Below are 24747 nucleotides of genomic sequence, written 5' to 3' on the forward strand. Positions count from 1 at the left end.
CAGGGCGGAGTCGTCCAGACTGGTCGCGTGCGTACTCTATTCGCGGCCGTGGCCGTCACCGGATTGGCGGCGACCGTGGCGTGGGGCGTGCTGGAGCTGGGCTTCCTCGAGAAGGACCTCCGCGACTCCTACGTGCTCTGGACGGCCGCGTGCTGGGCCCTCTTCGCGCTCGCCGTCGTGCTGCTGCGACGGGTGCCCCTGCGGGCCGTCACCGCCCTCGTGCTCGCCGGCACGGCGCTGCTCGGCGGCGCCGCCCTCGTGGGCCCGCCGAACACCAGCACCGACCCGGCCCGCTACGCCTGGGACGGCATCGTGCAGGGCGCCGGCACCTCGCCGTACACGTACACGCCCGACTCGGGCGAGCTGCGCGACCTGCGGCCGGAGTGGATCTTCCCGCCCGCCGCCGACTTCACCCGCGACGACGGCACGATCGGCCAGCGCTGCAGCCAGCCCGACCGGCAGATCCACCGCGCCTACGACACCGAGACCGGCGACGTGGTCTGCACCGCGATCAACCGGCCCGAGGTGCCGACGATCTACCCGCCGACCGCCGAGCTGTGGTTCTGGGCGGTGCGCTCGGTGGTGCCCGCCGACGTGGAGTTCCTGCCCTTCCAGCTCGCCGGGGCGCTGCTCGTGCTCGGCACGACGGCCGCCCTGCTCGTCGCCCTGCGGCGCCGCGGGCTCGACCCGCGGTGGGCGGCGCTCTGGGGCTGGTGCCCGCTCGTGCTCGGCGAGGGCGTGACGAACTCGCACGTCGACCTGCTCGGCGCCGTGCTCGTCGTCGTCGCCTCGCTGTTCGTCGCCCGCGGCGCGGGCTGGCGCGGCGGCGTCGCGCTGGGCGCCGCGATCGCGACGAAGCTCATCCCGGTCATCGCCGCGCCCGCCCTGCTGCGCCGCCAGCCGGTGCGGGTGATCGTCGCCTCGATCGTCACCTTCGCGGTGCTCTACGTGCCGTACGTCGTGTCGACGGGCATCGGCGTGCTCGGCTACCTGCCCGGCTACCTCACCGAGGAGGGCTACGAGGACGGCTCGCGCTTCGTCTTCGCCTCGGCGTACCTCCCCGACTCCGTCGCGACTCCCGTGGTCGCCCTCGTGCTGCTCGTCACGGGCGTCGTCGTCTGGGTGAGGACACCGCCCGGCGACCCGTGGCTCGGCCAGCTGGTGATGATCGGCGTGACCCTCGTCGCCGTCAGCCCCCGCTACCCCTGGTACGCCCTGCTGCTCGTGCCGTTCGTCGCGATGACCGGGCGGTGGGAGTGGCTCACGATCCCGCTCGCGCTGCTCGTGCGGCAGCTCGAGCCGGGCCAGGCGCTCCAGAGGTCGTCGCTCGCGGCGGCCGTGCTGGTCATCCTGCTCGGGACGATCCTCCGCGCCGGGGCCGGCTGGCTCGACCGGCTGGCGGACCTGGCGGAGGCGGGGGCCCGGCGCCTGCGCCACCCGCGCTGGCCGTGGGGCCGTGGCGGGCGTGCCGCCCTCGGGGGCGTCGCGGGCGCCCGGGGCGTCGGAAGCGTCGGGGGCGTCGGGGGCGTCGGGGACAGCTCCGCCGGGGCGGCGAGGTCGACCCGGGCCGCTGGGCCGCCGGGGGCGTCGGCCTAGGATCGTCGCATGCCGACCCGGTCACGCCCACCGCGCCTCCTCGCCGCCGCCCTCGTCGGGCTGGGCGTGCTGGCCGCCTCCGCGGGGTGCTCCGCCAGCGACCTCGGTCAGGGCGACGACACGACCGCGGGCACGACCGCCCCGGGCCGGGCGACGCCCGCGCTGTCGGGCGAGGTGACCGTGCTCGCCGCGGCCTCGCTGACGGAGACCGTCGACCGCCTCGCCGCCGAGTTCGAGGCGGCGAACCCCGGCACGACCGTGACGGTCAGCTACGGCGGCAGCTCGGCGCTCGCGCAGCAGATCGTCTCCGGCTCGCCCGTCGACGCCTTCCTCAGCGCGAGCAGCGCGACGATGCAGACCGTCGTCGACGCGGGGCTCGTCGAGGGCGAGCCGACCACGTTCGCGCGGAACGCCCTCGAGATCGCCGTGCCGGCCGGCGACCCGGGCGACGTCGACTCCCTCGCCGACCTCGCCGACCCCGACGTCTCGGTCGCGCTCTGCGCCGTCGAGGTGCCCTGCGGCGCGCTCGCCCGCCAGCTGCTCGACGCCGAGGGCGTCGACGTCGTGCCCGCCACCCTCGAGCCCGACGTGAAGAGCGCGCTGACCAAGGTCGAACTGGGCGAGGTCGACGCCGCGCTCGTCTACGAGACCGACGTCGCGGCCGCCGGCGACCGCGTGCAGGGCGTCGAGGTCGGCGGCGCCGACGCCCCGACGACGGCGTACCTCGGGGCACGCCTGCGCGACGCTCCCGACCCGACCGTGGCCGACGCCTTCCTCGCGTACGTGCTCTCCGACCCCGGGCAGGACGCCCTCGCCGATGCCGGCTTCCGGGTCGGCTGAGGCCGGGGCGGCCTCCGGGGCCGGCTCCGGGGCAGGGCCGGCCTCCGAGGCGGGGCGCGGCGCGGTCGCGACGCGGCCCGGGGCCCGTGACCGCCGCCTCCCGGTGCTCGTGCTCGTGCCCGCGCTCGTCGGCCTCGCGCTGCTCGTGCTGCCCGCCGTCGCCCTGCTGGTGCGGGCGCCGTGGGCGACGCTGGCGCCGCGACTCCTCAGCGAGGGCGTGCTCGACGCCCTGCGGGTCTCGCTGACCAGCGCCCTGCTGGCCACCGCCCTCAGCCTCGTGCTCGGCGTGCCGCTGGCCTGGCTGCTGACGACGAGCGACGGCTGGGCGGCGCCGTGGCGTCGCCTGCTGCGCGCCGTCGTGACCGTGCCGCTCGTGCTGCCGCCCGTGGTCGGCGGCGTCGCGCTGCTCTACCTGCTCGGGCGCCAGGGGCTGATCGGGCGGCCCCTCGACGCCGCCTTCGGCGTCACCGTGCCGTTCACCCTGGGCGCCGTCGTGATCGCGCAGACCTTCGTCGCGATGCCCTTCCTCGTGCTGAGCGTCGAGGGGGCCCTGCGCGGGGTCGACCGGGGGCTCGAGGCCGCCGCCGCGTCGCTCGGCGCGTCGCGCTGGTACGCCTTCCGGCGCGTGACGGTGCCGCTCGTGGCACCGGGAGTCGCGGCGGGCGCCGTGCTCTGCTTCGCCCGCGCCCTCGGCGAGTTCGGCGCGACGATCACCTTCGCCGGCACCTTCCCCGGGCGCACCCAGACCCTGCCGACGAGCGTCTACCTCGCCCAGCAGAGCGACCCCGAGAGCGCCGTCGCGATCTCGCTGCTGCTGCTCGCGGTCGGCGTCGGGGTGCTGCTGCTGCTGCGCGACCGGTGGCTGACGACGGGGGCGCGGTGAGCGGGGGCGCCGGGGCCGCCGAGCTCGGGGCCGGGGCCGGGCTCTCGGCGCGGCTGCACGTCGCGCGCGGGGCGTTCCGGCTCGCCCTCGACCTCGACGTCGCGCCCGGCGAGGTGGTCGCCCTGCTCGGGCCCAACGGCGCCGGCAAGTCGACCGTGCTCGGGGCTCTGGCCGGGCTGCTGCCGGCCGACGGGTCGGCGGTCGTGCTCGACGGGCGGCCGCTGGAGGGCGGCTCGACGGCCGGTGGCGCGAAGGCGGACGGCCGGGCGGCGCAAGGCCCGGCGGCGCGGCGGCCGGCGGCGCAGGGCCCGGCGCGCAGCGTCCCCGCGCGCGACCGCGACGTCGGCACCGTCTTCCAGGACTACCGCCTCTTCCCGCACCTCACCGCCCTCGAGAACGTCGCCTTCGGCCTCCGCGCGCGGGGCGTGCCGGCGACCCGGGCCCGGGCGCGCGCCCGCGACGAGCTCGCCCGCGTGGGGCTCGCCGACCAGGCCGGGCGTCGCCCCGGCGAGCTGTCGGGCGGCCAGTCCCAGCGCGTGGCGGTGGCGCGGGCGCTGGCGGCCGACCCGCGACTCCTGCTGCTCGACGAGCCGCTCGCCGCACTCGACGCCGGGGCGCGGGCCGAGCTCCGGGCGGCCCTCGCCGAGCTGCTGCGCGGGGTCGCCGTGCCGACGGTGCTCGTGACCCACGACCCGGTCGACGCGGTGGCCCTCGCGCACCGGGTCGTCGTGCTCGAGCGGGGAGCCGCCGTGCAGCACGGCAGCCCGACCGCCGTGCTGCTCGACCCGCACACCCCCTACGTCGCGTCGCTGACCGGCGCCACGGTGTGGTCGCCCGCGGCGGTCCACGAGGGGCCGGGCACGCTGACCGCCGAGCTGCCGGGCGGGGTCGTGCTGACGTCGACGCGCCCGCGGGCCGCGACGGGGCCGCCCCGGGTCGCCTTCCCGGCCGAGGCGCTGGTGCTCTCCGCCCCCGGCCGCGGCGGGGCCGGCCGGGTGGCCGCCCCGGGGGACCTCCCTGCAGGAGGCGCGGCGCCCGCCGCCCTCGCCGCCCGCGTCGTCCGCACCGAGCAGCGTCTCTCGCGGCTGGCCGTGCTGGTGGCCACCGACCGGGGCGGTCACCTCGCCACCGCGGAGGTGCCCCTCGGCGACGCCGACCCCGCCGTGCTGCACGCGGGCGCCCCGGTGACGGTGACGGTCGACCCGGGCCTCGTCACGATCCGCTGACCGACGGGCGTTCCCCGCTGCACCGGGGGCCAGCACCGGCGAGGACACGGACCCGCCGACTCGCCGGGACGACCCCCGACGGCCCCGGGCCGAGCCGGCGGGAGCGCGACCGGGCCGGTCCGCGCCGCGGTCACCGCGCCTCCGGCCTGCGGCGTCCGCGTGGTTCGCCTACAGTCGTCGCATGACGGTCTCGCTCGGGTTGCCAGCCCTCCCCCGGCGCTCCGGCGAGGTCGGAGCCGGCAGCGCCGACGCCGGCCTCCCCGCGCGCCCCTCCGCCGACCGGGCCCCCGGCCTGCTCGACCGCTTCGGGCGCGTCGCCAGCGACCTCCGGGTGTCGCTGACCGACAAGTGCAACCTGCGCTGCACCTACTGCATGCCGGCCGAGGGGCTGCCCTGGCTGCCGAAGGACCAGGCCCTCAGCGCCGACGAGATCGTGCGCCTCGTCGCGATCGGCGTGCGCGACCTCGGCGTGCGGCAGGTGCGCTTCACCGGCGGCGAGCCGCTGCTGCGGGCCGACCTCGTCGACATCGTCCGTCGCGTCGCGGCGCTCGAGCCCCGGCCCGACGTGTCGCTCACGACCAACGCGATCGGCCTGGCGCAGCGGGCCCAGGCGCTCCGCGACGCGGGCCTCGACCGCGTGAACGTCTCCCTCGACTCGCTGCACGCCCAGACCTTCACGCAGCTCACCCGACGCCCCTTCCTCGACAAGGTGCTCGCGGGCGTCGACGCCGCGGCCGCCGCGGGCCTCACCCCGGTCAAGATCAACGCGGTGCTGCTGCCGGGCGTCAACGACCACGAGGCCGCCGACCTGCTGGCCTGGGCGCTCGCCGGCGGCCACGAGCTGCGGTTCATCGAGCAGATGCCCCTCGACGCCGACCACACCTGGGAGCGCGACTCCTTCGTCACCTCCCTCGACATCCGCACGCGCCTCGCCGAGCGCTTCGTGCTCAGCCCCCACGCCGCACCGCGCGACGGCGCGCCCGCCGAGCGCTTCGACGTGGTGGGCCACGGCGCCGACGCCGGGCTGGCCGGCACCGTGGGCATCATCGCCTCGGTCAGCGACCCCTTCTGCGGCGACTGCCGCCGCACCCGGCTCACCGCCGAGGGCGGCGTGCGGAGCTGCCTGTTCGGCGACGCCGAGACCGGGCTCCGCGACCCGATGCGGGCCGGGGCCGACGACCGCGAGCTCGCCGACCTCTGGCGCGGGGCGATGTGGACGAAGCCCGCCTCGCACGGCATCGACCGACCCGACTTCGTGCAGCCCGCGCGGTCGATGAGCGCCATCGGAGGCTGACGTGACCCGAGCGACCCTGAGGTTCTTCGCGGCGGCCCGCGCGGCCGTCGGCCTCGACGAGCAGGTCGTCGAGCTGCCCGACGACGAGCGCGCGACCGTCGGGCGGCTGCTCGCCGAGGTGCGGCCGGTCGAGGGCACGTCGGCCGCCGACTGGCGCGACGTGCTGCTGCGCTGCTCGTTCCTCGTCGACGGGCTCACGACCCGCGACCGCGAGCAGCTCGTGGCGGACGGCGACGTCGTCGACGTCATGCCGCCGTTCGCCGGCGGCTGAGCCGGGCGTACGGCGGCGCGGGCTGAGCCGACCGGGCGGGCGGCGCGGGGCGCGGAGTCGGGCGGCGGCTCAGTCGAGCGCGCGGCGGCGCAGAACGAGAGCATCTCGGTCGCCAGCACCGCAGGGCCGGGGCTCCGACCCTCGTTCTCACCGGATCACTCTCAAATTTGAGAAAATGCGCCGCCACCGGTCAGCGGGCGGGGACGTGGCGCGTCAGCTGCGGCCGGGGACGGGCCGCCTCAGCGACGGGCCGCGGCGTCGGCGCGCAGCTGCCAGCCGAACATGCCGCCGTCGAGCACGGCCACGTCGAAGCCCTCCCCGGCGAGCAGGTCGGCGGCCGCCCGTGCCCGGGGCCCCCGTGCGCAGTAGACGATCACGGGCACCGCGGGGTCGAGCTCGGGCCGCTGCCGCGTCCGCACGCCGAGGCCGGGCGCCGTGACGTCGCCCGGCAGGTGCGCGAAGTCGTGCTCGTCGGGCTCCCGCACGTCGAGCAGGGTGAACTCCGCCACGCCCTCCTCCCGCGCCGTGAGCAGCTCGGCGAGGTCGTCGGCGCTCACGTCGGGCCCGACGGCCCGGGCCTCCGGGGCGGCGACAGGAGCAGCCGGGGAGGCGGTGGTCACGACCGGGCCCGCCGACGCGCTCGGCTCGACCCGCGACTCCTCGGGGTCGGCCCACTGCCGGGACGCGGCCGCGCGCTCCCGCTCGGCCGCCCGGTGCGGAGCCCGCCGCAGCCGGCTCTCGCGCCACGAGCCGCCGAGGGCGTCGAGGGTGACCACGCGGCCGAGGAGGGGCTCGCCGACGCCCGTCAGCAGCTTGACCGCCTCGGAGGCCATGACGCCGCCCACGGTGCCGCAGAGCGGGCCGAGGACGCCGACGTCGGCGCAGGACTCGTCCCAGCCGGAGGCCGGCGGCGCCGGGTGCAGGTCGCGGTAGTCGACGGCGCGGCCGTCGGGGGCGGCGTCCCAGAAGACGGAGACCTGGCCGTCGAAGCGGGAGACGGACCCCCAGACGACGGGCAGCCCCCGGGCCGCGGCCTCGTCGGCGACGAGGTAGCAGGTGTCGAACGAGTCGCTGCCGTCGACGACGAGGTCGTACCCGTCGAGGAGCGACGCGGTCACCGCCGTGAGCCGCACGGGGTGCACGACGACCTCGACCTCCGGGGCCGCGGCACGGACGCGCTCGGCCGCGACGTGGGCCTTCGGCCGGCCGACGTCGCTCGGCGAGAAGAGCACCTGACGTTGTAGGTTCGAGCGGTCGACGACGTCGTCGTCGACCATTCCCAGCGTCCCCACACCGGAGGCTGCGAGATATTGGACGACCGGTGCGCCCAGCCCACCGGCACCCACGACCAGCACCCGCGCTGCCCGCAGCCGGCCCTGGGCGTCGAGACCGAAGCCCGGCAGGCGGACGCTGCGCGACCAGCGCACGTCGTCCTCCGGGGCGGTGGCCGACCCCTCCGGGCCGGCGACGGCCCGCGCGGCGGACACCCTGACAGACGACACGAGAGGGGGCAGTGACGACATGGCGGACCTCCTGAGACCAGCCGCGGGCGACGCGGCCGCGCCCACTGTATCCCCGACCACCGGCACCGCCGACGGCACGGCCCCCGGCACCGCCGACGGCCGTGCCGACCGCCCGGCCGGGCGCCCTCGCGGGGCCGTCGCGCGCCTCCTGCACGCCCGTCACGCCGACGCCGTCCTCATCGGCCTGCTCGCGACCGTGGTGTCGGGGGCCTTCCTCGGGGTGCCCTCGGTCTGGTACGACGAGGCCGCGACCGTCGTCTCGGCCACCCGCACCTGGGGCCAGCTCTGGACGATGATCCACACCGTCGACCTCGTGCACGCCACGTACTACGCCTTCATGCACCTCTGGTTCGACGTCTTCCCGTACTCGCCGACGTCGCTGCGCGTGCCGAGCGCCCTCGCGACGGGCGCCGCGGCCGGGTTCACGGTGGCCCTCACGCGCATCCTCGTGGACCGCCGCACCGCCGTCGTGGCCGGCCTGCTGTTCTGCCTGCTGCCCCGCGTCACCTGGATGGGCGGCGAGGGCCGCTCGTACGCCCTGTCGGCGATGTTCGCCGTCGCCCTGACCCTCGTGCTCGTCGTGGCCGCCCGCCGCACCTCGGAGGACGGCGTGGCCCGCACCCGCCGCTCGGTGGCGCTCTGGTGGGTCGCCTACGGGGTGCTCGCGGTCGTCGCCGCCGCGTTCTTCCTCTACCTCGCGCTGCTCGTCGTCGGCCACGCCGTGACGATGATCGTCCGGGTCGTGCGCGACCACCGTGACCAGCGCGACCAGGTGGGGCGCGTCGACGAGTGGGCCCGCACGGGCTCGGTCGTCGTCGTGCCGGCCGGCGCCGCCGCGGAGTCGGCCACGGGGCCGCTCCGCACCGCGACCCAGCTCGGCGGCGTCGTGCGCGACTCGGTCCGCTCGTCGCGCCGCGCCTTCGTCGGCTGGTTCGGCGGCGCCGTCGTGGCCGGCCTCGCCTGCCTCCCGCTCGCCTGGTTCATCTCGGGGCAGAACGGGCAGGTCAGCTGGATCGAGCGGCCGAACTTCGACACCCTGCGCGGCGTGCTGGTGACCCAGTGGTTCATCGGCAACGAGAACTTCGCCGTCTTCGCGATCCTCGCGATGGCGTCGACCCTCGTCGTGCTGGCGCTGCGCCTCGCCCCGGCCGCGCGCGGCTTCGCCGAGGTCGTGCTGCCCTGGCTCATCGTGCCGACGGTCGGGCTCGTCGGCGTCTCTCTGGTCGTCGACCCGCTGTACTCGCCGCGGTACCTGACCTTCGGCACCCCGGCCGTCGCCATGACGATGGCCGTCGCCGTGGCCGCGATCCCCTGGCGGCGCGTGATCGCCCTCGTGCTGCTCGTGGCCGTCGTGCTCACGACCCCCAGCTGGCTCGAGCAGCGCGAGCCCGAGGCCAAGGACTCCGCGGCCTGGGACCAGGTCGCGGCCCTCGTCGCCCGCGAGCGCGCGGAGGAGCCCGCCGGCACCGCGGAGGGACTCGTCTTCGGCCCCGTGCGGCGTCACCCCCACGCCACGTCGCGGATCATCCAGGACACCTACCCGGCCGCGTTCGAGGGCATGTCCGACTTCACCCTCGAGACGCCCGGCGCCGAGACCGAGGGCCTGTGGGAGACCCAGCACGACCTCGGCGACGTGCTCGACCGCACGGCCGACCTCGACGTCGTCTGGCTGATCACGAGCGACAAGCAGGACTGGCGCCCCCGCGTCACCGACGAGCTCGGCAGCGTCGGGTTCCACCTCGACGAGGAGTGGTCGCTGACCCGCACGAACGTGCTGCGCTACACGCGCTGAGCGGAGGCGGGCGCCGCCCGAGGCGGCCCTGGTGGCGGGCGCCGCTGCGGGCCGACGCCGCCCCTGCTCCTGCTCCTGCTCCTGCTCCTGCTCCTGCTCCTGCTCCCAGCCTCTCTCCCTCCCAATGTGAGAGTGATCGGCCCGCGCGCGGCCTGAACGGCCCGGTCTCAGGTCTGGGGAGCACGGATCTCTCTCGCATCGCGGGTCGAGGGGTCGCGGGTCGGGGAGTCGCGAGTCGAGGAGTCGCGGAGCGCGGGTCGTCCGGTTCCGATCTCGGCGGCGGAGAAACGGCCAGCGCCAGCCGACGCGGCTCTCAAATTCGAGAGTGATCAGCCCGCAGGCGACCGGGGCAGCCCTGGTCTCGGGGCTCGGCAGAACGGATCTCTCTCGGATTGCGGTCTCGGAGGTGCGCGTCGAGGAGTCGCGGGTCGAGCCGACAGGTCCCGGTCCAGGTCCCGCTCCGGTCGGGCGAGAACGGTCGGCTCCGGCCGGCGCGGCTCTCAGGCCCGCCTCAGTCGGCGACGACGCGGGCGCCGTGCACCGGCCCCGTCGCCCTCAGCACCGTGAGCCGTGCCGCGCTGAGCGCGATCTGCAGCTCGAGGGCGCTGTCGAGGTCGGCGGTGAGGAACGCCACGGTCGGCCCCGAGCCGGAGACGATGCCCGCCAGCGCCCCGTTGCTCTCGCCGAGCTCGAGCACCGCGGAGAGACCCGGCTCGAGGTGCAGCGCGGGCGCCTGGAGGTCGTTGTGCATGCTGTCGGCGAGCATGCCGGCGTCGCCGGCGCGCAGCGCCTGCAGCACCCCGGCGTCGACGACGGGCTGCCGCACCGGCGCGATGTCGCTCTGGTGGCGGCGGCGGTGCTCGTCGAGCTCGCGGTAGACGGTGGGGGTCGAGAGGCCGAAGTCGGCGAGGGCGAGCACCCACTGGAACTGCCCCTTGGCGAGGGCGGGGCTCAGCTCGTCGCCGCGACCGGTGCCGACGGCGGTGCCCCCGGCGAAGGCGAAGGGCACGTCGGCCCCGAGCTCGGCCGCGAGCCGCAGCAGCTCGTCGCGCCCCACGCCGGTCTGCCACAGGGTGTCGCACGCGAGCAGGGTCGCCGCCGCGTCGGCCGAGCCGCCGCCCATGCCGCCGGCGACCGGCACGGCCTTGTCGATGGTGAGGTCGACGCCGCCGGCCCAGCCCGTCGTGGCGGCGAGGAGGCGGGCGGCCTTGATGGCCAGGTTGCTCTCGTCGGTGGGCACGCCGGAGACGTCGACGCCCGGGCCCGCCGAGACGCGCACGGTGAAGTCGTCGGAGTGCCGCGCCCGCACGTCCTCGTAGAGCGAGACGGCCTGGTAGGCGGTCGCCAGCTCGTGGTAGCCGTCGCCCTGCAGGTCGCCGACGGCCAGGAAGACGTTGATCTTGCCGGGGGCACGCGTGTGGACCACGGTCGGGGCGGCCACGGTCGTCATGACTCCCAACCTAGTCAGTTCTGCCGGTCGCTCACGACGCGGAAGGCCTTCGTGAGCTCCTGCTTGACGGGTTCGACCCGCTCGGGCAGGCGGAGCCTGCTGAGGGTCAGGCTGACGGAGCACTTGCCGCCCACCGGCGGAGCCACGGTGAGCAGGAGCGACTCGTCGCTCGGCAGCCGCCAGCGCGCCGTGGGGTGCTTCGCCGAGCGGCTCGTCGAGTCGGGCGGGCCGCCCGCGAAGGCGGCGAAGCGCTCGACCGCGAGGTCGAGCAGCTCGAGCTGGCCGCCGCGCAGGCTGCGGCTGACCGACACCGAGAACGTGCCGTCGGCCTGCTGACCGGGGAGGCGCATCCCCCTGGCCTGCTCGTACCGCACGGTGATGCTCTGAGCCCACCAGCCCGGCACCTCGTGCTCGTCGACCAGCCAGCGCGCGATCTGCGTGTGCGACCGCGTCGTGGAGTCCGCCGCGTCGAGGAGGGCGAACCACTGCTCGGCGCTGCGGCCGGTGCCGGCGCCGAGCCGGGCGTCGCTCATGGTCTGCTCGTGGCCGCTGACGCCGCGCGGGGGCACGCCTCCCGCGGCGGCTGAGGCTGCGGCGGCAGCGGTCGCGCCGTCGGCAGACCGGCGACCCGACGACGCGCGACGACGCGGCGTCGAGGGGTCGTCGTGGGTGCTCACGGGGTCAGTCTGCCTCGGGAGCGCCCTCGGCGACCGGGGCGGCGCCTCCCCCACGTCCGCTCGCGCGCACGATGCGGAGGAAGTCGTCGACGGTCAGCTGCTCGCCGCGCTCGGTCGGCTCGAGCCCGGCGGCGACCAGCGCCTCGGAGGCGGCCGCCGACGACCCGAAGACGCCCGAGAGCGACTGGCGGAGCATCTTGCGTCGCTGTTGGAAGGCGCCGTCGACCAGCTCGAAGACGGCGAGGCGCTCCTGCTCGGTGCCGCGGGGCTCGCGCCGGTCGAACGCGACGAGGATGCTGTCGACGTTCGGCACGGGCCAGAACACCTGGCGGCTGACCTGGCCGGCCGTCGAGAACTCGCCGTACCAGGCCGCCTTGATGCTCGGGGCGCCGTAGATCTTCGAGCCGGGCTCGGCGGCGAGGCGAAGGCCGACCTCGGCCTGGACCATGACGAGCCCGCGCTCGAGCGACGGGAAGTGCTCGAGGAAGTGCAGCAGCACGGGCACGCTGATGTTGTAGGGCAGGTTCGCGACGAGGTGCGACGGCTCGGAGGGCAGCGCGACGACGCGCATCGCGTCGTCGACGATCACCCGCAGGTCGGCGGCCGGCTGCAGCAGCTGGACGGTCTTCGGCAGCTGCTCGGCGAGGCGCTTGTCGATCTCGACGGCGACGACGTCGGCCCCCGCCTCGAGCAGGCCGAGGGTGAGCGAGCCGAGGCCCGGGCCGATCTCGACGACCGACATGCCGGCCGAGACGCCGGAGGCCGCGACGATGCGCCGCACCGTGTTGGCGTCGTGGACGAAGTTCTGGCCGAGCTTCTTCGTCGGCTGGATGCCGAGCAGGTCGGCGAGGTCGCGGATCTCGGCGGGGCCCAGCAGGGTCGAGCGCGACATCAGCCCTCGACCGTCACGGGCTCGTCCGTCCACGAGCCGTAGACCAGCTCGGTGTTCGACGAGATCTGGGCGGCGAGCATCGACACGTCGGTGCCGATCGTCTCGGCCATCGACCGCAGCGTGTGCGGGATGAGGTACGGCGCGTTCGGCCGGCCGCGGAACGGCGTCGGCGTGAGGTACGGCGCGTCGGTCTCGACCATGACGAGGCTGCGGGGCAGCTGCACCAGCGCGTCGCGGAGGGGCTGCGCGTTCTTGAACGTGACGGTGCCCGCGAACGAGGCGTACCAGCCGTTCTCGGCGAGGATGCTCGCGAGCTCGGGGCCGCCGCTGAAGCAGTGGAAGACGGTCTTGTCGGGGGCGCCGACCTCGAGCAGCAGGTCGACGACCTCGTCGTGGGCGTCGCGGTCGTGGATCTGCAGGGCCAGGCCGTGCTTCTTCGCGATCTCGACGTGGGCGACGAACGACTCGATCTGGGCGTCGCGGCCCTCCTCGCCGGTGCGGAAGAAGTCGAGCCCGGTCTCGCCGATCGCCCGCACGCGGGGGCGCGAGGCGAGCTCGTCGATCTCGGCGAGGGCGTCGGCCAGCTCGCCGCGGGCGGCGAGGGCGGGCGCCTCGTTGGGGTGCAGCGCGACGGCGGCGAGCACGCGCGGCTCGCGGGCGGCGATCGCGGCCGACCAGCGCGACGTCTCGAGGTCGGTGCCGACCTGCACGACCCCGCGGACGCCGACGCTCGACGCCCGGTCGAGGTGCTCGCGGTAGTCGAGCGAGTTCTCGCCGTCGGCGATCTCGAGGTGCGTGTGGTTGTCGTACACGGGCACGACGAGGGCCTGCGGACTCGGCGGGTACGTCAGGTCGCGCGTCTGCCCGCCGGACTCGGTGGAGGCGCGGTGGCGGACGTGCGCGGGAGCGACGCCCCCGGGGGCGGCCGCGTCGCGGTCGGCGTCGCTCACGCCGCCGGCTCCGGCTGCTCGATGCGCGGGAAGAGCCCGGCGGCGAGCGGCACGACGGCCGGCGCGCTCGACCACTCGGCGGCCCGGTCGACCGGCTGGCTGGTCAGCGTGCCCTGGCCGATGGACTCCCACAGCGTGTGCGTCGCGGTCGGGATGAAGGGCGAGAGCAGCACGGTGAGCGTGCCGAGGCCGCGGAGGGCGGTGCTGAGAACCGTCGCGAGGCGCTCACGCTGGTCGTCGTGCTTGGCGAGGGCCCAGGGCTCCTGCTCGGTGATGTAGCCGTTGAGAGCGTCGACGAGCTCCCAGATGGACGCCAGCGCCTCGTTGATCGCGAAGCGCTCGATCGCGGCGTCGGCCGCGGCCGTCACGCGCAGCTCGGTCTCGCGGATCGCGAGGTCGGCGTCGGTCAGCTCGCCGGCGACGGGGACGACCCCGTCGAAGTAGCGGGTGATCATCGCGACGACGCGGGAGGCCAGGTTGCCGAAGCCGTTCGCGAGCTCGGCCTGGTAGCGGGCCGCGATGTCCTCCCAGCTGAAGTTGCCGTCCTGGCCGAACGTGATGGCGCGCATGAAGTAGTAGCGGAACGCGTCGGCGCCGAAGACGTCGGTGATCTGCTGCGGGGCGATGCCGGTCAGCTTCGACTTCGACATCTTCTCGCCGCCGACGAGCAGCCAGCCGTGGCCGAAGACCGCCTTCGGCACCGGGAGGCCCGCGGCCATGAGCATGGCGGGCCAGATGACGGCGTGGAACCGGGCGATGTCCTTGCCGACGAGCTGCACGGCCGGCCAGCGTCGACGGAACTGCTCGTCGTCGACGCCGTAGCCGATGGCCGTGACGTAGTTGAGGAGGGCGTCGAACCAGACGTAGACGACGTGCTCCTCGTCCCACGGGACCTTGACGCCCCAGTCGAAGCTCTGGCGCGAGATGGAGAGGTCGCGGAGGCCCTGCCGCACGAACTGCACGATCTCGTTGCGCACGGTCTCGGGCTGCACGAAGTCGGGCTGCTGCTCGTAGAGGTCGAGCAGGCGCTGCTCGAAGTCGCTCATGCGGAAGAAGTAGTTGTTCTCCTTCAGCAGCTCGACGGGCTTCGAGTGGATCGCGCAGACCTGCTCGCCCTCGAACGGCCCGGTGCCCTCGACGAGGTCGCCGGGCTGCTTGTACTCCTCGCAGCCGACGCAGTACGAGCCCTCGAACTCGCCCTGGTAGATGAAGCCGTCGTCGTACAGCTTCTGCAGGAACTTCTGCACGCCCGCCTCGTGGCGCTCGTCGGTCGTGCGGATGAAGTCGTCGTTGCTGATGTCGACGGTCTCGAGCAGCGGCTTCCAGGACTCGGTGACGAGCTTGTCGGCCCACTGCTGCGGGGTCACGTCGTGGCTGGTCGCGGTGCGCAGGATCTTCTGGCCGTGCTCGTCGGTGCCGGTCAGCAGCCACGTGTCGTCGCCGCGCTGGCGGTGCCAGCGCGCGAGCACGTCGGCCGCGACCTCGGTGTAGGCGTGGCCGATGTGCGGCACGTCGTTGACGTAGAAGATGGGCGTTGCGATGAAGAAGGAGTCGCCGGCGGGCATGGCCACCATCTTAGGTGCGGCCACCGCCCCCGTGACGCGGCCCGCGCCTCCCCCCGGGGGCCTCCTCAGGGCAGGTGCCGGGCCTCGGCGGCGCGCTCTCCTCGCCTCGCCGGCTGCGGCGGGTCGTCGTCCTCGTGGGCGGGTCCGCGGCGACCCGCCCACCAGGACACGGACCCGCCGCACGTGCGCTCGACGGCGTCCCTCCCCAGGACTCGGGAGCGCCGGTCCCTCCGCAGCCCCACGGAAGGGCCCCCGGGAGTCGCGGGTCGTCTCCGAGGATCACCTCCGTGGACCCCTCAGACCTGGTCATCGCGACCTCCCGCCAACTCGCCCGTCGCGGCGTCGACCGCAACGCGCAGAGCCGACTCACCCGGAGGGGCGTGCTCGTCCGGGTCGCCCCGGGGGCCTACCTCGAGGGAGACGTCTGGCAGGCCCTGGACGCGAGGGGGCGCTTCGTCGCGCGGGCACGTGCCGTGGTCGCCACGCGCCCCCGAGAACTCGTGGTGAGCCACCGCTCGGCGGCCGTCCTCTTCGGGCTGCCCGTGGTCGGCGGGCTCCCCGACCGGCTCGACGCGCTCCGCACCGAGGTGTCGGGCGGCCGGTCGGAGGCCAGCATCCGGGCGCACCGCTCGACGCTGCCCTGCGACCCCGTGCCCATCGGCGACTTCTGGCTGACGCCCCTGGCACGGACGCTCGTCGACGTCGCCCTCGCGCACTCCTTGATCGTCTCCGTGCCGATGATCGACCACGCCCTCCTCCACGGGATGGTCGAGCTCGACCAGCTGTCGGACGAGCTGGAGCGGCGCCCCCGCCATCCTGGCGCGCGGCGGGCGAGATCCGCGCTGGGGCTGGGCACCCCGCTGTCGCAGTCGCCGCTCGAGTCGCTCGTCCAGGTCAGGTGCTTCGAGGGCGGCTGGCGTCGCCCCGAGCAGCAGGTGCGCCTCCGGCTGCTGACGGGTCGCCGGGCCGAGGTCGACTGCCTGTGGCGCGAGCTGCCGGGGTCGACCGGGCCCGGCCTGGTGCTCGAGGCGGACGGCCGGTACAAGTACGGGCCGGACGCCGAGCTCATGACCGGAGACGAGCACTGGGACGAGAAGGTCCGGGAGGACGATCTCCGGGAGCAGGGGTACGACTTCCGCCGCCCGACCTGGGACCGGGTCTGGAACAGGGCCGCGTTCGAGGCGATGATGCGCGGGAGCACCGTGCCGCGGGACTGGTGAGCCGCGGTGAACGCTCGCTGTCGGCCATGGTCGGCGGGTCGACGTCCTCCCCGGCGGTGCAGCACGAACCGTGCGGCGGGTTCGTGTCCCTGTGGGCGGGCGGGCGCTCGCCCGCCCGGGAGGACACGAACCCGCCGCACTAGACAGGCCGGGCCGGCCGGGCGGGGGGGCTGCGCCCCGGGGGCAGGTCAGGAGGGGCGGGGGGCCCGGGCGGCGAGGGCGGCCTGGTAGAGGTCGCGGCGGGAGAGGCCGGTGGCGGCGGCCACGTCGGCGGAGGCCTCCTTGAGGCGGGCGCCGTCGGCGACGAGCGCCTGCACCTGCGCGAGCCCGGCGGCGAGGTCGAACTCGCGCTCGGGGGCACCCTCGACCACGACGCAGATCTCGCCGCGCACGCCGTCGGCCGCCCAGGCGGCGAGGTCGGCGGCCGACCCGCGCCGCACCTCCTCGTGCATCTTCGTCAGCTCGCGGCAGACGACGACGCGGCGGTCGGCGCCGAGGGCGGTCGCGACGTCGCCGAGCGAGTCGGCGAGACGGTGGGGCGACTCGAAGAACACCATCGTGCGGCGCTCGTCGACGAGGGCGCCGAGCACCCGCAGCCGGTCACCCTGCTTGCGCGGCAGGAACCCCTCGAAGCTGAAGCGGTCGGTGGGCAGGCCCGACACGGCGAGCGCCATCAGCACCGCCGAGGGGCCGGGCAGCGCGGTGACCGTGACGCCGGCGGCGGCGGCGGCCTCGACGAGCGGGAACCCGGGGTCGCTGATGGCGGGCATCCCGGCGTCGGTCAGCACCAGGACGTCGGAGGCGCGGGCCAGCTCCACGAGCTCGCCCGCCTTCTCGCGCTCGTTGTGCTCGTGCAGGGCGATGAGCCGCGGGCGGTTCTCGACGCCGAGGGCGCGCATGAGGTGGATGGCCGTGCGGGTGTCCTCCGCGGCGATCACCTCGGCGTTGCGGAGGGCCTCGACGAGACGCGTCGAGGCGTCGCCGAGGTTGCCGATGGGGGTCGCGGCGAGAACGATCACCCGGTCATTCTCCCCCGGCGCGACGGAGCCGCTCGACGCGCCGAATACGATGGCCCGATGACGACCCCGGGCGAGCGCGAGTTCGACGCGCTCCTCGAGGCCGAGGGCGCGCCTCCCCGGGGCCCTGACGGCCTCGCGCAGGGCTCCGCCCCGGGCCTGGGCGAGGCCGGCGAGACCGCCCCGCCGCCGGCGCACGCCCCGCGCCTCACCCGCGTCGACGCCTGGTGGGGCCGGCTGCTCTCGACCCCCGGCCGTCGCACCGCCTGGCGCTGGGGCGGCCCGATCGGCGTCACCGTGCTCGCGGCCCTGCTGCGGCTCTGGCACCTCGGGGTGCCCGGCACGCTCGTCTTCGACGAGACCTACTACGTCAAGGACGCGTGGACCCTCCACGAGCTCGGCTACGAGGGCTCGTGGCCGACCGACTACGACGCCTCGTTCGCGGCGGGCGGGGCCGACGGGTTCCTGACCAGCCCCTCCTTCGTCGCGCACCCCCCGCTCGGCAAGTGGCTCATCTCGCTCGGCATGGCCGCCCTCGGCCCCGGCGTCCCGGCGGGCTGGCGGCTCAGCACGGCGATCGCGGGCGTGCTCGCGGTGGCCCTCGTCGCCGTCATCGGCACGGTGCTGCTGCGCTCGACGCTCGTCGGCACGATCGCCGGCTTCCTGATGGCGATCGACGGCCACGCGATCGTGATGTCGCGGGTCTCGCTGCTCGACAACTTCGTCATGCTGTTCGGGCTGCTGGCCTTCGGCGCCGTCCTGCTCGACCGGCGACAGAGCGCCGGCCGTCTCGAGGCCTGGCTGGCGAGGAGGCGCGGTGCCGGTCGGGACACCGCCTGGGGCCCTGCCCTGTGGTCGCGCCCCTGGCTCGTCACCGCGGGGCTGATGTGCGGCCTCGCGACGGCCGTCAAGTGGAACGGCCTCTACTTCCTGGCCGTGTTCGCCGTCTACACCGTCGTCGTCGACGTGCTGGCCCGACGCCGGGCCGGCGTCGAGTTCTGGCTGTCGGGCACCCTCTTCAAGCAGGCGCCGGTGAGCTTCCTCCTCACGGTGCCGATCGCCGTCGTGGCGTACCTGGTGAGCTGGACGGGCTGGTTCGTCACCGGCGGCGGGTACTACCGCGACTGGGTGCAGGAAACCGGCGAGCGCTGGACGGGCGGACTGGCCTGGGTGCCTGACGTCGTGCAGAACTTCTGGCACTACGAGGCCGGTGTCTACGCCTTCAACGTCGGACTGCAGACGCCGCACGACTACCAGGCGAACCCGTTCACCTGGCTGCTGATGCTCCGGCCGACGAGCATGTACTACCAGGGCACCGACCTCGGGCAGGCCGGCTGCGACGTCGCCCGCTGCGGCGAGGCGATCACCTCGATCGCGAACCCGCTGATCTGGTACGCCGCGGTCGCGGCCTGCCTCTACCTGCTCTGGCGGGTGGTGCGGCACCGCGAGTGGCGGCACGGGGCGATCCTCGTCGGCATCGCGGCGGGCTACCTGCCGTGGCTGGCGTTCTCCGGCCGCACGGTGTTCCAGTTCTACACGATCGCCTTCGAGCCCTACCTCCTGCTCGGCCTCGCCGCGGTGATCGGACTGCTGTTGGGGCGCCGCACCGACGACCTCGACCGTCGCCGCCGCGGCCTCTCGATCACGGCGGGCTTCCTCGTGCTGGCCGTCGCCGTGTCGGTCTGGTGGTACCCGATGTGGACGGCCCAGCAGATGGACTGGGAGTGGATCCGCCTGCACTACTGGATCCCGTCGTGGAAGTAGGCGGCGCCTCCCCCGCCCCCGAGACCTGGTCGAAGCCACCGGCCGGGCCGAGCCCCTCCGGCCGGGCCGCCCGCCGTCGCCTGGCCGCCGCCCGCTGCGAGGCCTGCGGCCACACGTGGACGGCACACCCGGGGGCGCACGAGCCGGTGGTCACGCGCTGCCTCGAGTGCGCCGCGCAGGGCGACGGTGACGCGGCCGACCCCGACGCCGATGTCGAGGCCGACGCCGCCGCGGACGTCGAGCCGTGTCGCCGCAGGGTCCCGCGCCGAGTCCTCCGCCGCGCGTCGACGCGGAGCCTCGAGAGCTCGGCGCCCTGGCACGTCAAGGCCGCCCACCGGGTCAAGCAGGTCCTGGGCGAGGCCATCGAGGCCGTCGTCGACGCGCTCACGAACCCGTTCTGACCCGTCGCCCGTCCCTCCCCACCCGCCGGAGGCGCGGGTCGACTGTGAAGTTCTGTGACCTCCCAGCCGGGGCCGTCAGGGGCAGCGGCTAGCGTGGCCCCATGGCAGATCGTGAGTACGGCTTCCGCACGCGGGCTATCCACGCGGGCAACATCCCCGACGCGGCGACGGGCGCGCGCGCCCTCCCCATCTACCAGTCGAGCGCCTTCGTCTTCGACGACACCGACGACGCCGCGGCTCGCTTCGCCCTGCAGAAGTACGGCAACATCTACAGCCGCCTGGCGAACCCGACCACCGCCTCCTTCGAGGAGCGCATCGCCAGCCTGGAGGGCGGCCTCGGGGCCGTGGCCACCTCGAGCGGGCTGAGCGCGCAGTTCATCACCTTCGCGAGCCTCGCGGGCGCCGGCGACCACATCGTGGCGAGCGCCAACCTGTACGGCGGGTCGATCACGCAGCTCGACGTCACGCTGCGCCGGTTCGGCGTCGAGACGACGTTCGTGCAGTCGAGCGAGCCGGCCGACTACGCCGCCGCGATCACGCCGACGACGAAGCTGCTCTTCGTCGAGACCGTCGCCAACCCCTCCGGCGAGATCGCCGACCTCGAGGGCCTCGCCGAGGTCGCGCACGCCGCGGGCATCCCCCTCATCGTCGACTCGACCATCGCGACCCCCTACCTGAACCGCCCGATCGAGTGGGGCGCCGACGTGGTGATCCACTCGGCCACGAAGTTCCTCGGCGGGCACGGCACCACCCTCGGCGGCGTCGTCGTCGAGTCGGGCCGCTTCGCGTGGGACACCGAGAGGTTCCCGCTCTTCGACCAGCCGGTGGCGAGCTACGGCGGGCTGAACTGGTCGGGCAACTTCGGCGAGTACGCCTTCCTCACGCGCCTCCGTGCCGAGCAGCTGCGCGACATCGGGCCGGCGCTCGCCCCGCACTCGGCGTTCCTCCTCGCCCAGGGCGTCGAGACCCTGCCGTACCGGATGCGCGCCCACGTCGACAACGCCCGTCAGGTCGCCGAGTGGCTCGACGCCGACCCCCGCATCGAGCGGGTGCGCTGGGCCGGCCTGCCCGAGCACCCGCACCACGAGCGGGCGGCGAAGTACCTGCCCGAGGGGCCCGGCTCGGTCTTCACGTTCGAGCTCGCGGGCGGCCGCGCCGCCGGCAAGACCTTCATCGAGTCGGTCGAGCTCGCCAGCCACCTCGCCAACATCGGCGACGCCAAGACGCTCGTGATCCACCCCGGGTCGACGACCCACGCGCAGCTCAGCGAGCAGCAGCTGGTCGACGCCGGCGTGCTGCCCGGCTCGGTGCGCATCAGCGTCGGCATCGAGGACCCCGCCGACATCATCGACGACCTCGACCAGGCGCTGACCGCAGCCAGCAAGGGAGACCGGTCATGACCGACACCGTCACGACGCAGCTGACCAACGGGCTCACCTGCGAGCTGCCGTCGAGCTCGCCGCTCGCCAAGCTGCTGAAGTCGCAGCGCACCTGGGTCGGGCCGACCGCGAAGGAGCGCCAGGCGATCCTCCGCGAGGCGAAGTCCGTCGCGATCGTGGGCGCGTCGCCCAACGCCACCCGCTCCTCCTACTTCGTCGGCACGTACCTGCAGCAGTCCAGCGACCTGCGCGTGTACTTCGTCAACCCGAACGCCGACACGATCCTCGGCGAGAAGGCCTACCCCGACCTGGCGTCGCTGCCCGAGGTGCCCGACATCGTCGACGTGTTCCGCAAGGCGAGCGACATCGCGTCGGTGGTCGACGACGTCGTGGCGAGCGGCGCCCGCACGATCTGGGTGCAGCTGGGGATCTACGACGAGGAGGCCGCGCGGTACGGCGAGGAGAAGGGCCTCACCGTCGTCATGGACCGCTGCATCAAGGTCGAGCACGCCCGCTTCAACGGCGGGCTGAACCTGATGGGCTTCGACACGGGCGTCATCTCGTCGCGTCGGTCGCGCTGACCCTGGTGCCCCGCGGGGGCTCGAGGAGTTCGCCCCCGGCCTCGACGCCGACCTGCTCGAGCTGATCCAGGCCACCGCCGAGCTCGAGCTGCAGGACATCGAGAGCTTCTCCGGCCCGACCGGGAAGTAGTCGCTCGCCCGGGCCGACCTGCGGGAGTCGCGGGTCGGCTCGGTCGTTCCGCCGGCGGGAGCCGCGGGTCGGCCCGGTCGCGATCGTGACGCGCCGTGAAGGCGCGCCCTGGCCGATGACAGGGGTCGGCAGTACCGTGGCCCGCATGCCTCCCGTGCTGACCTCCCCCCTCGTCTCGAGCCAGTGGCTCGCCGACCACATCGGGGCCGACGAGATGGTGGTCGTCGACGCGTCGGTCGTCTCCGTCGCCGGCCCCGACGGGCGGCCCAGCGGCCGCTTCGTCACCGGGCACGAGCAGTACCTCATCGACGGCCACGTGCCCGGCGCCGTCTTCGGCGACCTCGTCAGCGAGCTCAGCGACCACCGGGCCGACCTGCCCTTCACCCGCCCCGACGCCGAGCGCTTCGAGGCGGCGGTGGGCGCGCTCGGCATCACCAACGAGACCACCGTCGTGGTCTACGACTCGTCGGTCGGCCTCTGGGCCGCACGGCTCTGGTGGCTGTTCCGTGCCTTCGGCTACGACGACGTCGCCGTGCTCGACGGCGGCTTCACGACGTGGCAGCGCGAGCAGCGCCCGATCGACGTCGGCCACGTCGAGCCGCAGCCCGCGCTCTTCCTCGCCGACGAGCGTCCCGAGCTCTGGGTCGACAAGGCCTACGTCGAGGCCGTCGTGCGCGGCGACGAGCAGGCCGCTCTCGTCTGCGGCTCTCCCCGCGCCGAGTTCGCCGGCCACGAGGGCCGTCGCCCGCGGCTCGGCCACATCCCGGGCAGCGTGAACGCGCCCGCCGACGAGCTCGTCGCCGACGACCGGCGCTTCGCCAGCCCCGCGCAGCTCCGAGCCCTGCTCGCTCCCGCCCTCGGCGCCGACCGCGTCGTCGTCTACTGCGGCCAGGGCATCGCGGCCAGTGCCGACGCGTTGGCGCTCACCCTCGTCGGCGAGCGGAACGTCGCGCTGTACGACGGGTCGCTCACCGAGTGGGCCGCCGACGGCGACGCCCCGCTCGCGACGCTCGCCGCCTGAGCGGGGGCCTCACCCGACCGCCACCGCGCGTCGGACCGCCGAGTGGTCACGAACTGTCGTTCCCGCGCGCGGGACGAGCCGATCGTGACCACTCGGCGCCGCCGGCCTAGAGCTGCTCGGCGAGCTCCCGGTCGAGCTCCTCGATGCCCGTGACGGGCAGGCGGCAGACGAAGTCGTGGCAGAGGTACGCGGTCACGTGGCCGCGCACCGCCCGACGACCGGCGAACAGCTCGAAGCCGGCGTCGGCGAGCGCCTCGGCGGCGTCCTCCCCGACGACGCCGACGAGCACGCCGGGTCCGAGGGTGCGCCGCGCCCGCTCCCCGAGGTCGAACGCGGGCACCAGCGTCGTCGTGTCCTCGACAGCCGCCGCGTCAGACGCCGCGTCCGCACCCGCCACGACGGCGGGCTCGACGACGACCAGCTGCGTCGACGGCGCGGCGAGCTCGGCGAGCAGGGCGAACGTGGTGCCGAACGCGACGGGAGCGTCGAGGGCGTGGGCCGCGCCGGGGGCGACGGCGCGCTCCGCGGCGGACCGCCACCGCGCCTCCCCCGTCATCCGGTGCAGGGTGAGGGCGGCGGTCGCCGTGGCGCTGAGCCCGGAGGGGTAGGCCCCCTCGGAGGGGTCGGCCGCCAGCGCCGTGCCGTGGCCGCGCAGCACCGGGTCGGCCCCCTCGGGCGCGGCGAACGGGACCGCGGCTGCGGGGTCGTCGACGAGGGTGCGCTCGAGCAGCTCGCGGGCCGCGACCGCGTAGCGCGGCAGGCCCGTCGCGAGCGTCAGCTGCAGCAGCCCCTCGGCGAACATGCCGTGGTCCTCGAGGGTCGCGACGGCCGTCGAGACGCCGGACCCGGTGGAGGCGCGGAGCAGCCGCCCGTCGGAGGTCACGTGCTCGTCGAGCAGCAGGTCGGCCGCCGCCCGGGCCGCCGCGACCCACTCGGGCCGGTCGTGCCGCGCGCCGGCCTCGGCCAGGGCGGCGATGGCGAGCCCGTTCCACCCGGTCAGCACCTTCTCGTCGACGGGCGGGGGCTCGTGCCGGCGGCGCTCGTCGGCATCGAGGGCGTACCAGCCGCCCTCCACCCGGCGGCCGTCGATCGTGCTCTCCGAGTCCTGGGCGGAGGCGAACGCCCCGCGCGGGGTGCGCAGCCGGCCGAGCAGCACGTCGGCGATGCCCGTGGCGACCGACAGCGGGTCGGGAGCGGTGCGGGCGGCGGCGGCCGCGCCTCCCGCGGGCTGCTCCGCCGACGACGACGTCTCTTCGACCAGGCCCGGCTCGAGCAGGGCCAGGCGCGAGTACGCCGTCAACAGCAGCGCGTTGTCGTAGAGCATGCGCTCGTAGTGCGGATCGTGCCAGTCGCGCCGGGTCGAGTAGCGGAAGAACCCGCCCTCGACGGGATCGCGCAACGGCGACGCGGCCATCGCCCGCAGGGTGCGCGAGACGAGGGCCAGGGCGGCCCGGTCTCCCCCGGCGCCCAGGCCGAGCAGGGCCAGCTGCGCCGGCGCGACCGGGAACTTCGGCGCGCCGCCGAAGCCGCCGTGCTCGAAGTCCTCCGCCGCGCCGACCCGGGCGGCCGCGTGCCGGAGCACCTCGGTCGACGGCAGAGGCGCGTGCTCCCCCGGAGGCGCGGGCTGCGCCGCGAGGGCCGCCGCCACGCCGCGGGCGGTCGCGTCCACCTCGCCGCGGCGGGTCGTCCAGGCCTCGGTGACGGCGTCGAGCACCTGCCGGAAGGCCGGGTGCCCCTGCACCGGCTGCGGCGGGAAGTAGGTGCCCGCGAAGAACGTGCGGCCCTCGGGGGTCGCGAAGACGGTGAGGGGCCAGCCGAGCTGCTCGGTGAAGGCCGAGGCGGCGGCGAGGTAGCTCGAGTCGACGTCGGGGTGCTCCTCGCGGTCGACCTTGACGGCGACGAAGCTCTCGTTGAGGTGCGCGGCGAGCTCGGGGTCGCTGAAGCTCTCGCGGGCCATCACGTGGCACCAGTGGCAGGTCGCGTAGCCGATCGAGACGAGCACGGGCACGTCGCGGCGGGCGGCCTCGTCGAAGGCCTCCTGGCCCCAGGGCCACCAGTCGACGGGGTTGTCGGCGTGCGAGCGCAGGTACGGGCTGACGGCGTCGGCGAGTCGGTTCGTCATGCGCCCCACGCTAGGCGCGTGCGGGCGGGGCGTCCCGCCGCGGCCGCCTCTCGCTCGCCGGAACCACCGACTGGTCAAAGAACCACCCAACGACGTGGTTGTTTGATCAGTCGGTGGTGTCGGGGCGGCGGAACCGCCGGGATCGACGGAACCG

Annotated in this window: 21 protein-coding genes; 13 read left to right on the plus strand and 8 right to left on the minus strand. The window is 75.1% G+C overall.

The features are described from left to right. Window positions 1-27: 27 nt before the first annotated feature. The 6 genes from IFT45_RS01540 to IFT45_RS01565 all read left to right on the plus strand — a co-directional run bounded on the left by IFT45_RS01540 (window position 28) and on the right by IFT45_RS01565 (window position 6110). Window positions 28-1596 carry a glycosyltransferase family 87 protein gene (locus tag IFT45_RS01540; RefSeq protein WP_192126320.1) on the plus strand — a complete coding sequence of 523 codons (1569 nt, stop codon included), beginning with the start codon at window positions 28-30 and terminating at the stop codon, window positions 1594-1596. Window positions 1597-1605: 9 nt separating this feature from the next. Beyond that, window positions 1606-2436, plus strand: coding sequence for a molybdate ABC transporter substrate-binding protein (gene modA / locus IFT45_RS01545; RefSeq protein WP_192126322.1), 831 nt, complete (start codon window positions 1606-1608; stop codon window positions 2434-2436). Then, entirely contained in the window at window positions 2414-3319 is a 906-nt protein-coding gene (locus IFT45_RS01550; RefSeq protein ID WP_192126324.1) for an ABC transporter permease, read from the plus strand. The genes modA and IFT45_RS01550 overlap by 23 nt, the downstream gene beginning before the upstream one ends. Further along, window positions 3316-4545, plus strand: coding sequence for an ATP-binding cassette domain-containing protein (locus tag IFT45_RS01555; RefSeq protein WP_192126326.1), 1230 nt, complete (start codon window positions 3316-3318; stop codon window positions 4543-4545). The genes IFT45_RS01550 and IFT45_RS01555 overlap by 4 nt, the downstream gene beginning before the upstream one ends. 181 nt (window positions 4546-4726) lie before the next feature. Beyond that, window positions 4727-5839, plus strand: coding sequence for a GTP 3',8-cyclase MoaA (gene moaA, locus IFT45_RS01560; RefSeq protein WP_056056734.1), 1113 nt, complete (start codon window positions 4727-4729; stop codon window positions 5837-5839). Between the two features lies 1 nt (window position 5840). Beyond that, window positions 5841-6110 carry a MoaD/ThiS family protein gene (locus IFT45_RS01565; RefSeq protein ID WP_056056735.1) on the plus strand — a complete coding sequence of 90 codons (270 nt, stop codon included), beginning with the start codon at window positions 5841-5843 and terminating at the stop codon, window positions 6108-6110. Window positions 6111-6349: 239 nt separating this feature from the next. On the opposite strand, the gene IFT45_RS01570 is transcribed toward IFT45_RS01565, so the two are convergent. Next, window positions 6350-7633 carry a ThiF family adenylyltransferase gene (locus tag IFT45_RS01570; protein WP_192126328.1) on the minus strand — a complete coding sequence of 428 codons (1284 nt, stop codon included), beginning with the start codon at window positions 7631-7633 and terminating at the stop codon, window positions 6350-6352. Between IFT45_RS01570 and IFT45_RS01575 the strand changes: the two genes are divergently transcribed. Next, complete coding sequence (locus IFT45_RS01575; RefSeq protein ID WP_192126330.1) at window positions 7632-9425, plus strand: hypothetical protein; 1794 nt, start codon at window positions 7632-7634, stop codon at window positions 9423-9425. The two genes, IFT45_RS01570 and IFT45_RS01575, sit on opposite strands and share 2 nt — an antisense overlap. Before the next feature lie 511 nt (window positions 9426-9936). Here the strand turns inward: IFT45_RS01575 and IFT45_RS01580 are convergent. From IFT45_RS01580 to metG, 5 genes are read right to left on the minus strand one after another with little or no spacing between them, the layout of a single operon-like run. Next, window positions 9937-10875, minus strand: coding sequence for a 4-(cytidine 5'-diphospho)-2-C-methyl-D-erythritol kinase (locus IFT45_RS01580; RefSeq protein WP_056056739.1), 939 nt, complete (start codon window positions 10873-10875; stop codon window positions 9937-9939). A gap of 14 nt (window positions 10876-10889) precedes the next feature. Then, the gene (locus IFT45_RS01585) at window positions 10890-11552 is read right to left on the minus strand and encodes a DUF4287 domain-containing protein (protein WP_197982105.1); all 663 of its coding nucleotides are present in this window, start codon (window positions 11550-11552) and stop codon (window positions 10890-10892) included. Between the two features lie 4 nt (window positions 11553-11556). Further along, a complete protein-coding gene (gene rsmA, locus IFT45_RS01590; protein ID WP_056056743.1) occupies window positions 11557-12444 on the minus strand; it encodes a 16S rRNA (adenine(1518)-N(6)/adenine(1519)-N(6))-dimethyltransferase RsmA in 888 nt (295 codons plus the stop codon). Further along, complete coding sequence (locus IFT45_RS01595; protein ID WP_056056745.1) at window positions 12444-13394, minus strand: TatD family hydrolase; 951 nt, start codon at window positions 13392-13394, stop codon at window positions 12444-12446. The genes rsmA and IFT45_RS01595 overlap by 1 nt, the downstream gene beginning before the upstream one ends. After that, complete coding sequence (metG, locus tag IFT45_RS01600; RefSeq protein WP_056058938.1) at window positions 13391-14959, minus strand: methionine--tRNA ligase; 1569 nt, start codon at window positions 14957-14959, stop codon at window positions 13391-13393. The genes IFT45_RS01595 and metG overlap by 4 nt, the downstream gene beginning before the upstream one ends. Before the next feature lie 287 nt (window positions 14960-15246). Here metG and IFT45_RS01605 point away from each other — a divergent pair, with 287 nt between their 5' ends. Then, window positions 15247-16179 (plus strand): type IV toxin-antitoxin system AbiEi family antitoxin domain-containing protein, encoded by a 933-nt coding sequence (locus IFT45_RS01605; protein WP_192126332.1) that lies wholly within the window; start codon window positions 15247-15249, stop codon window positions 16177-16179. 188 nt (window positions 16180-16367) lie between these two features. Here IFT45_RS01605 and rsmI read toward each other — a convergent pair whose 3' ends face one another. After that, on the minus strand, window positions 16368-17198 hold the full coding sequence (gene rsmI, locus IFT45_RS01610; RefSeq protein ID WP_056058944.1) for a 16S rRNA (cytidine(1402)-2'-O)-methyltransferase: 831 nt from the start codon (window positions 17196-17198) through the stop codon (window positions 16368-16370). Window positions 17199-17255: 57 nt separating this feature from the next. Here rsmI and IFT45_RS01615 point away from each other — a divergent pair, with 57 nt between their 5' ends. The 5 genes from IFT45_RS01615 to IFT45_RS01635 all read left to right on the plus strand — a co-directional run bounded on the left by IFT45_RS01615 (window position 17256) and on the right by IFT45_RS01635 (window position 22471). After that, window positions 17256-18959, plus strand: coding sequence for a dolichyl-phosphate-mannose--protein mannosyltransferase (locus IFT45_RS01615; RefSeq protein WP_192126339.1), 1704 nt, complete (start codon window positions 17256-17258; stop codon window positions 18957-18959). Then, window positions 18950-19360: a hypothetical protein gene (locus IFT45_RS01620; RefSeq protein ID WP_192126341.1), complete on the plus strand. Its 411-nt coding sequence runs from the start codon at window positions 18950-18952 to the stop codon at window positions 19358-19360. Before IFT45_RS01615 ends, IFT45_RS01620 begins: the two co-directional genes overlap by 10 nt. 101 nt (window positions 19361-19461) lie before the next feature. Then, window positions 19462-20760 (plus strand): O-acetylhomoserine aminocarboxypropyltransferase/cysteine synthase family protein, encoded by a 1299-nt coding sequence (locus IFT45_RS01625; RefSeq protein WP_192126343.1) that lies wholly within the window; start codon window positions 19462-19464, stop codon window positions 20758-20760. Then, window positions 20757-21320: a CoA-binding protein gene (locus IFT45_RS01630; protein WP_056056755.1), complete on the plus strand. Its 564-nt coding sequence runs from the start codon at window positions 20757-20759 to the stop codon at window positions 21318-21320. The genes IFT45_RS01625 and IFT45_RS01630 overlap by 4 nt, the downstream gene beginning before the upstream one ends. Window positions 21321-21595: 275 nt before the next feature. After that, window positions 21596-22471: a sulfurtransferase gene (locus tag IFT45_RS01635; RefSeq protein ID WP_192126345.1), complete on the plus strand. Its 876-nt coding sequence runs from the start codon at window positions 21596-21598 to the stop codon at window positions 22469-22471. A 106-nt stretch (window positions 22472-22577) separates the two neighbouring features. Here IFT45_RS01635 and IFT45_RS01640 read toward each other — a convergent pair whose 3' ends face one another. Beyond that, the gene (locus IFT45_RS01640; RefSeq protein WP_192126347.1) at window positions 22578-24593 is read right to left on the minus strand and encodes a thioredoxin domain-containing protein; all 2016 of its coding nucleotides are present in this window, start codon (window positions 24591-24593) and stop codon (window positions 22578-22580) included. Between the last annotated feature and the right edge of the window lie 154 nt (window positions 24594-24747).

Source organism: Frigoribacterium sp. CFBP 13707, from assembly GCF_014842245.1.
In the GTDB taxonomy this organism is placed as follows: domain Bacteria; phylum Actinomycetota; class Actinomycetes; order Actinomycetales; family Microbacteriaceae; genus Frigoribacterium; species Frigoribacterium endophyticum.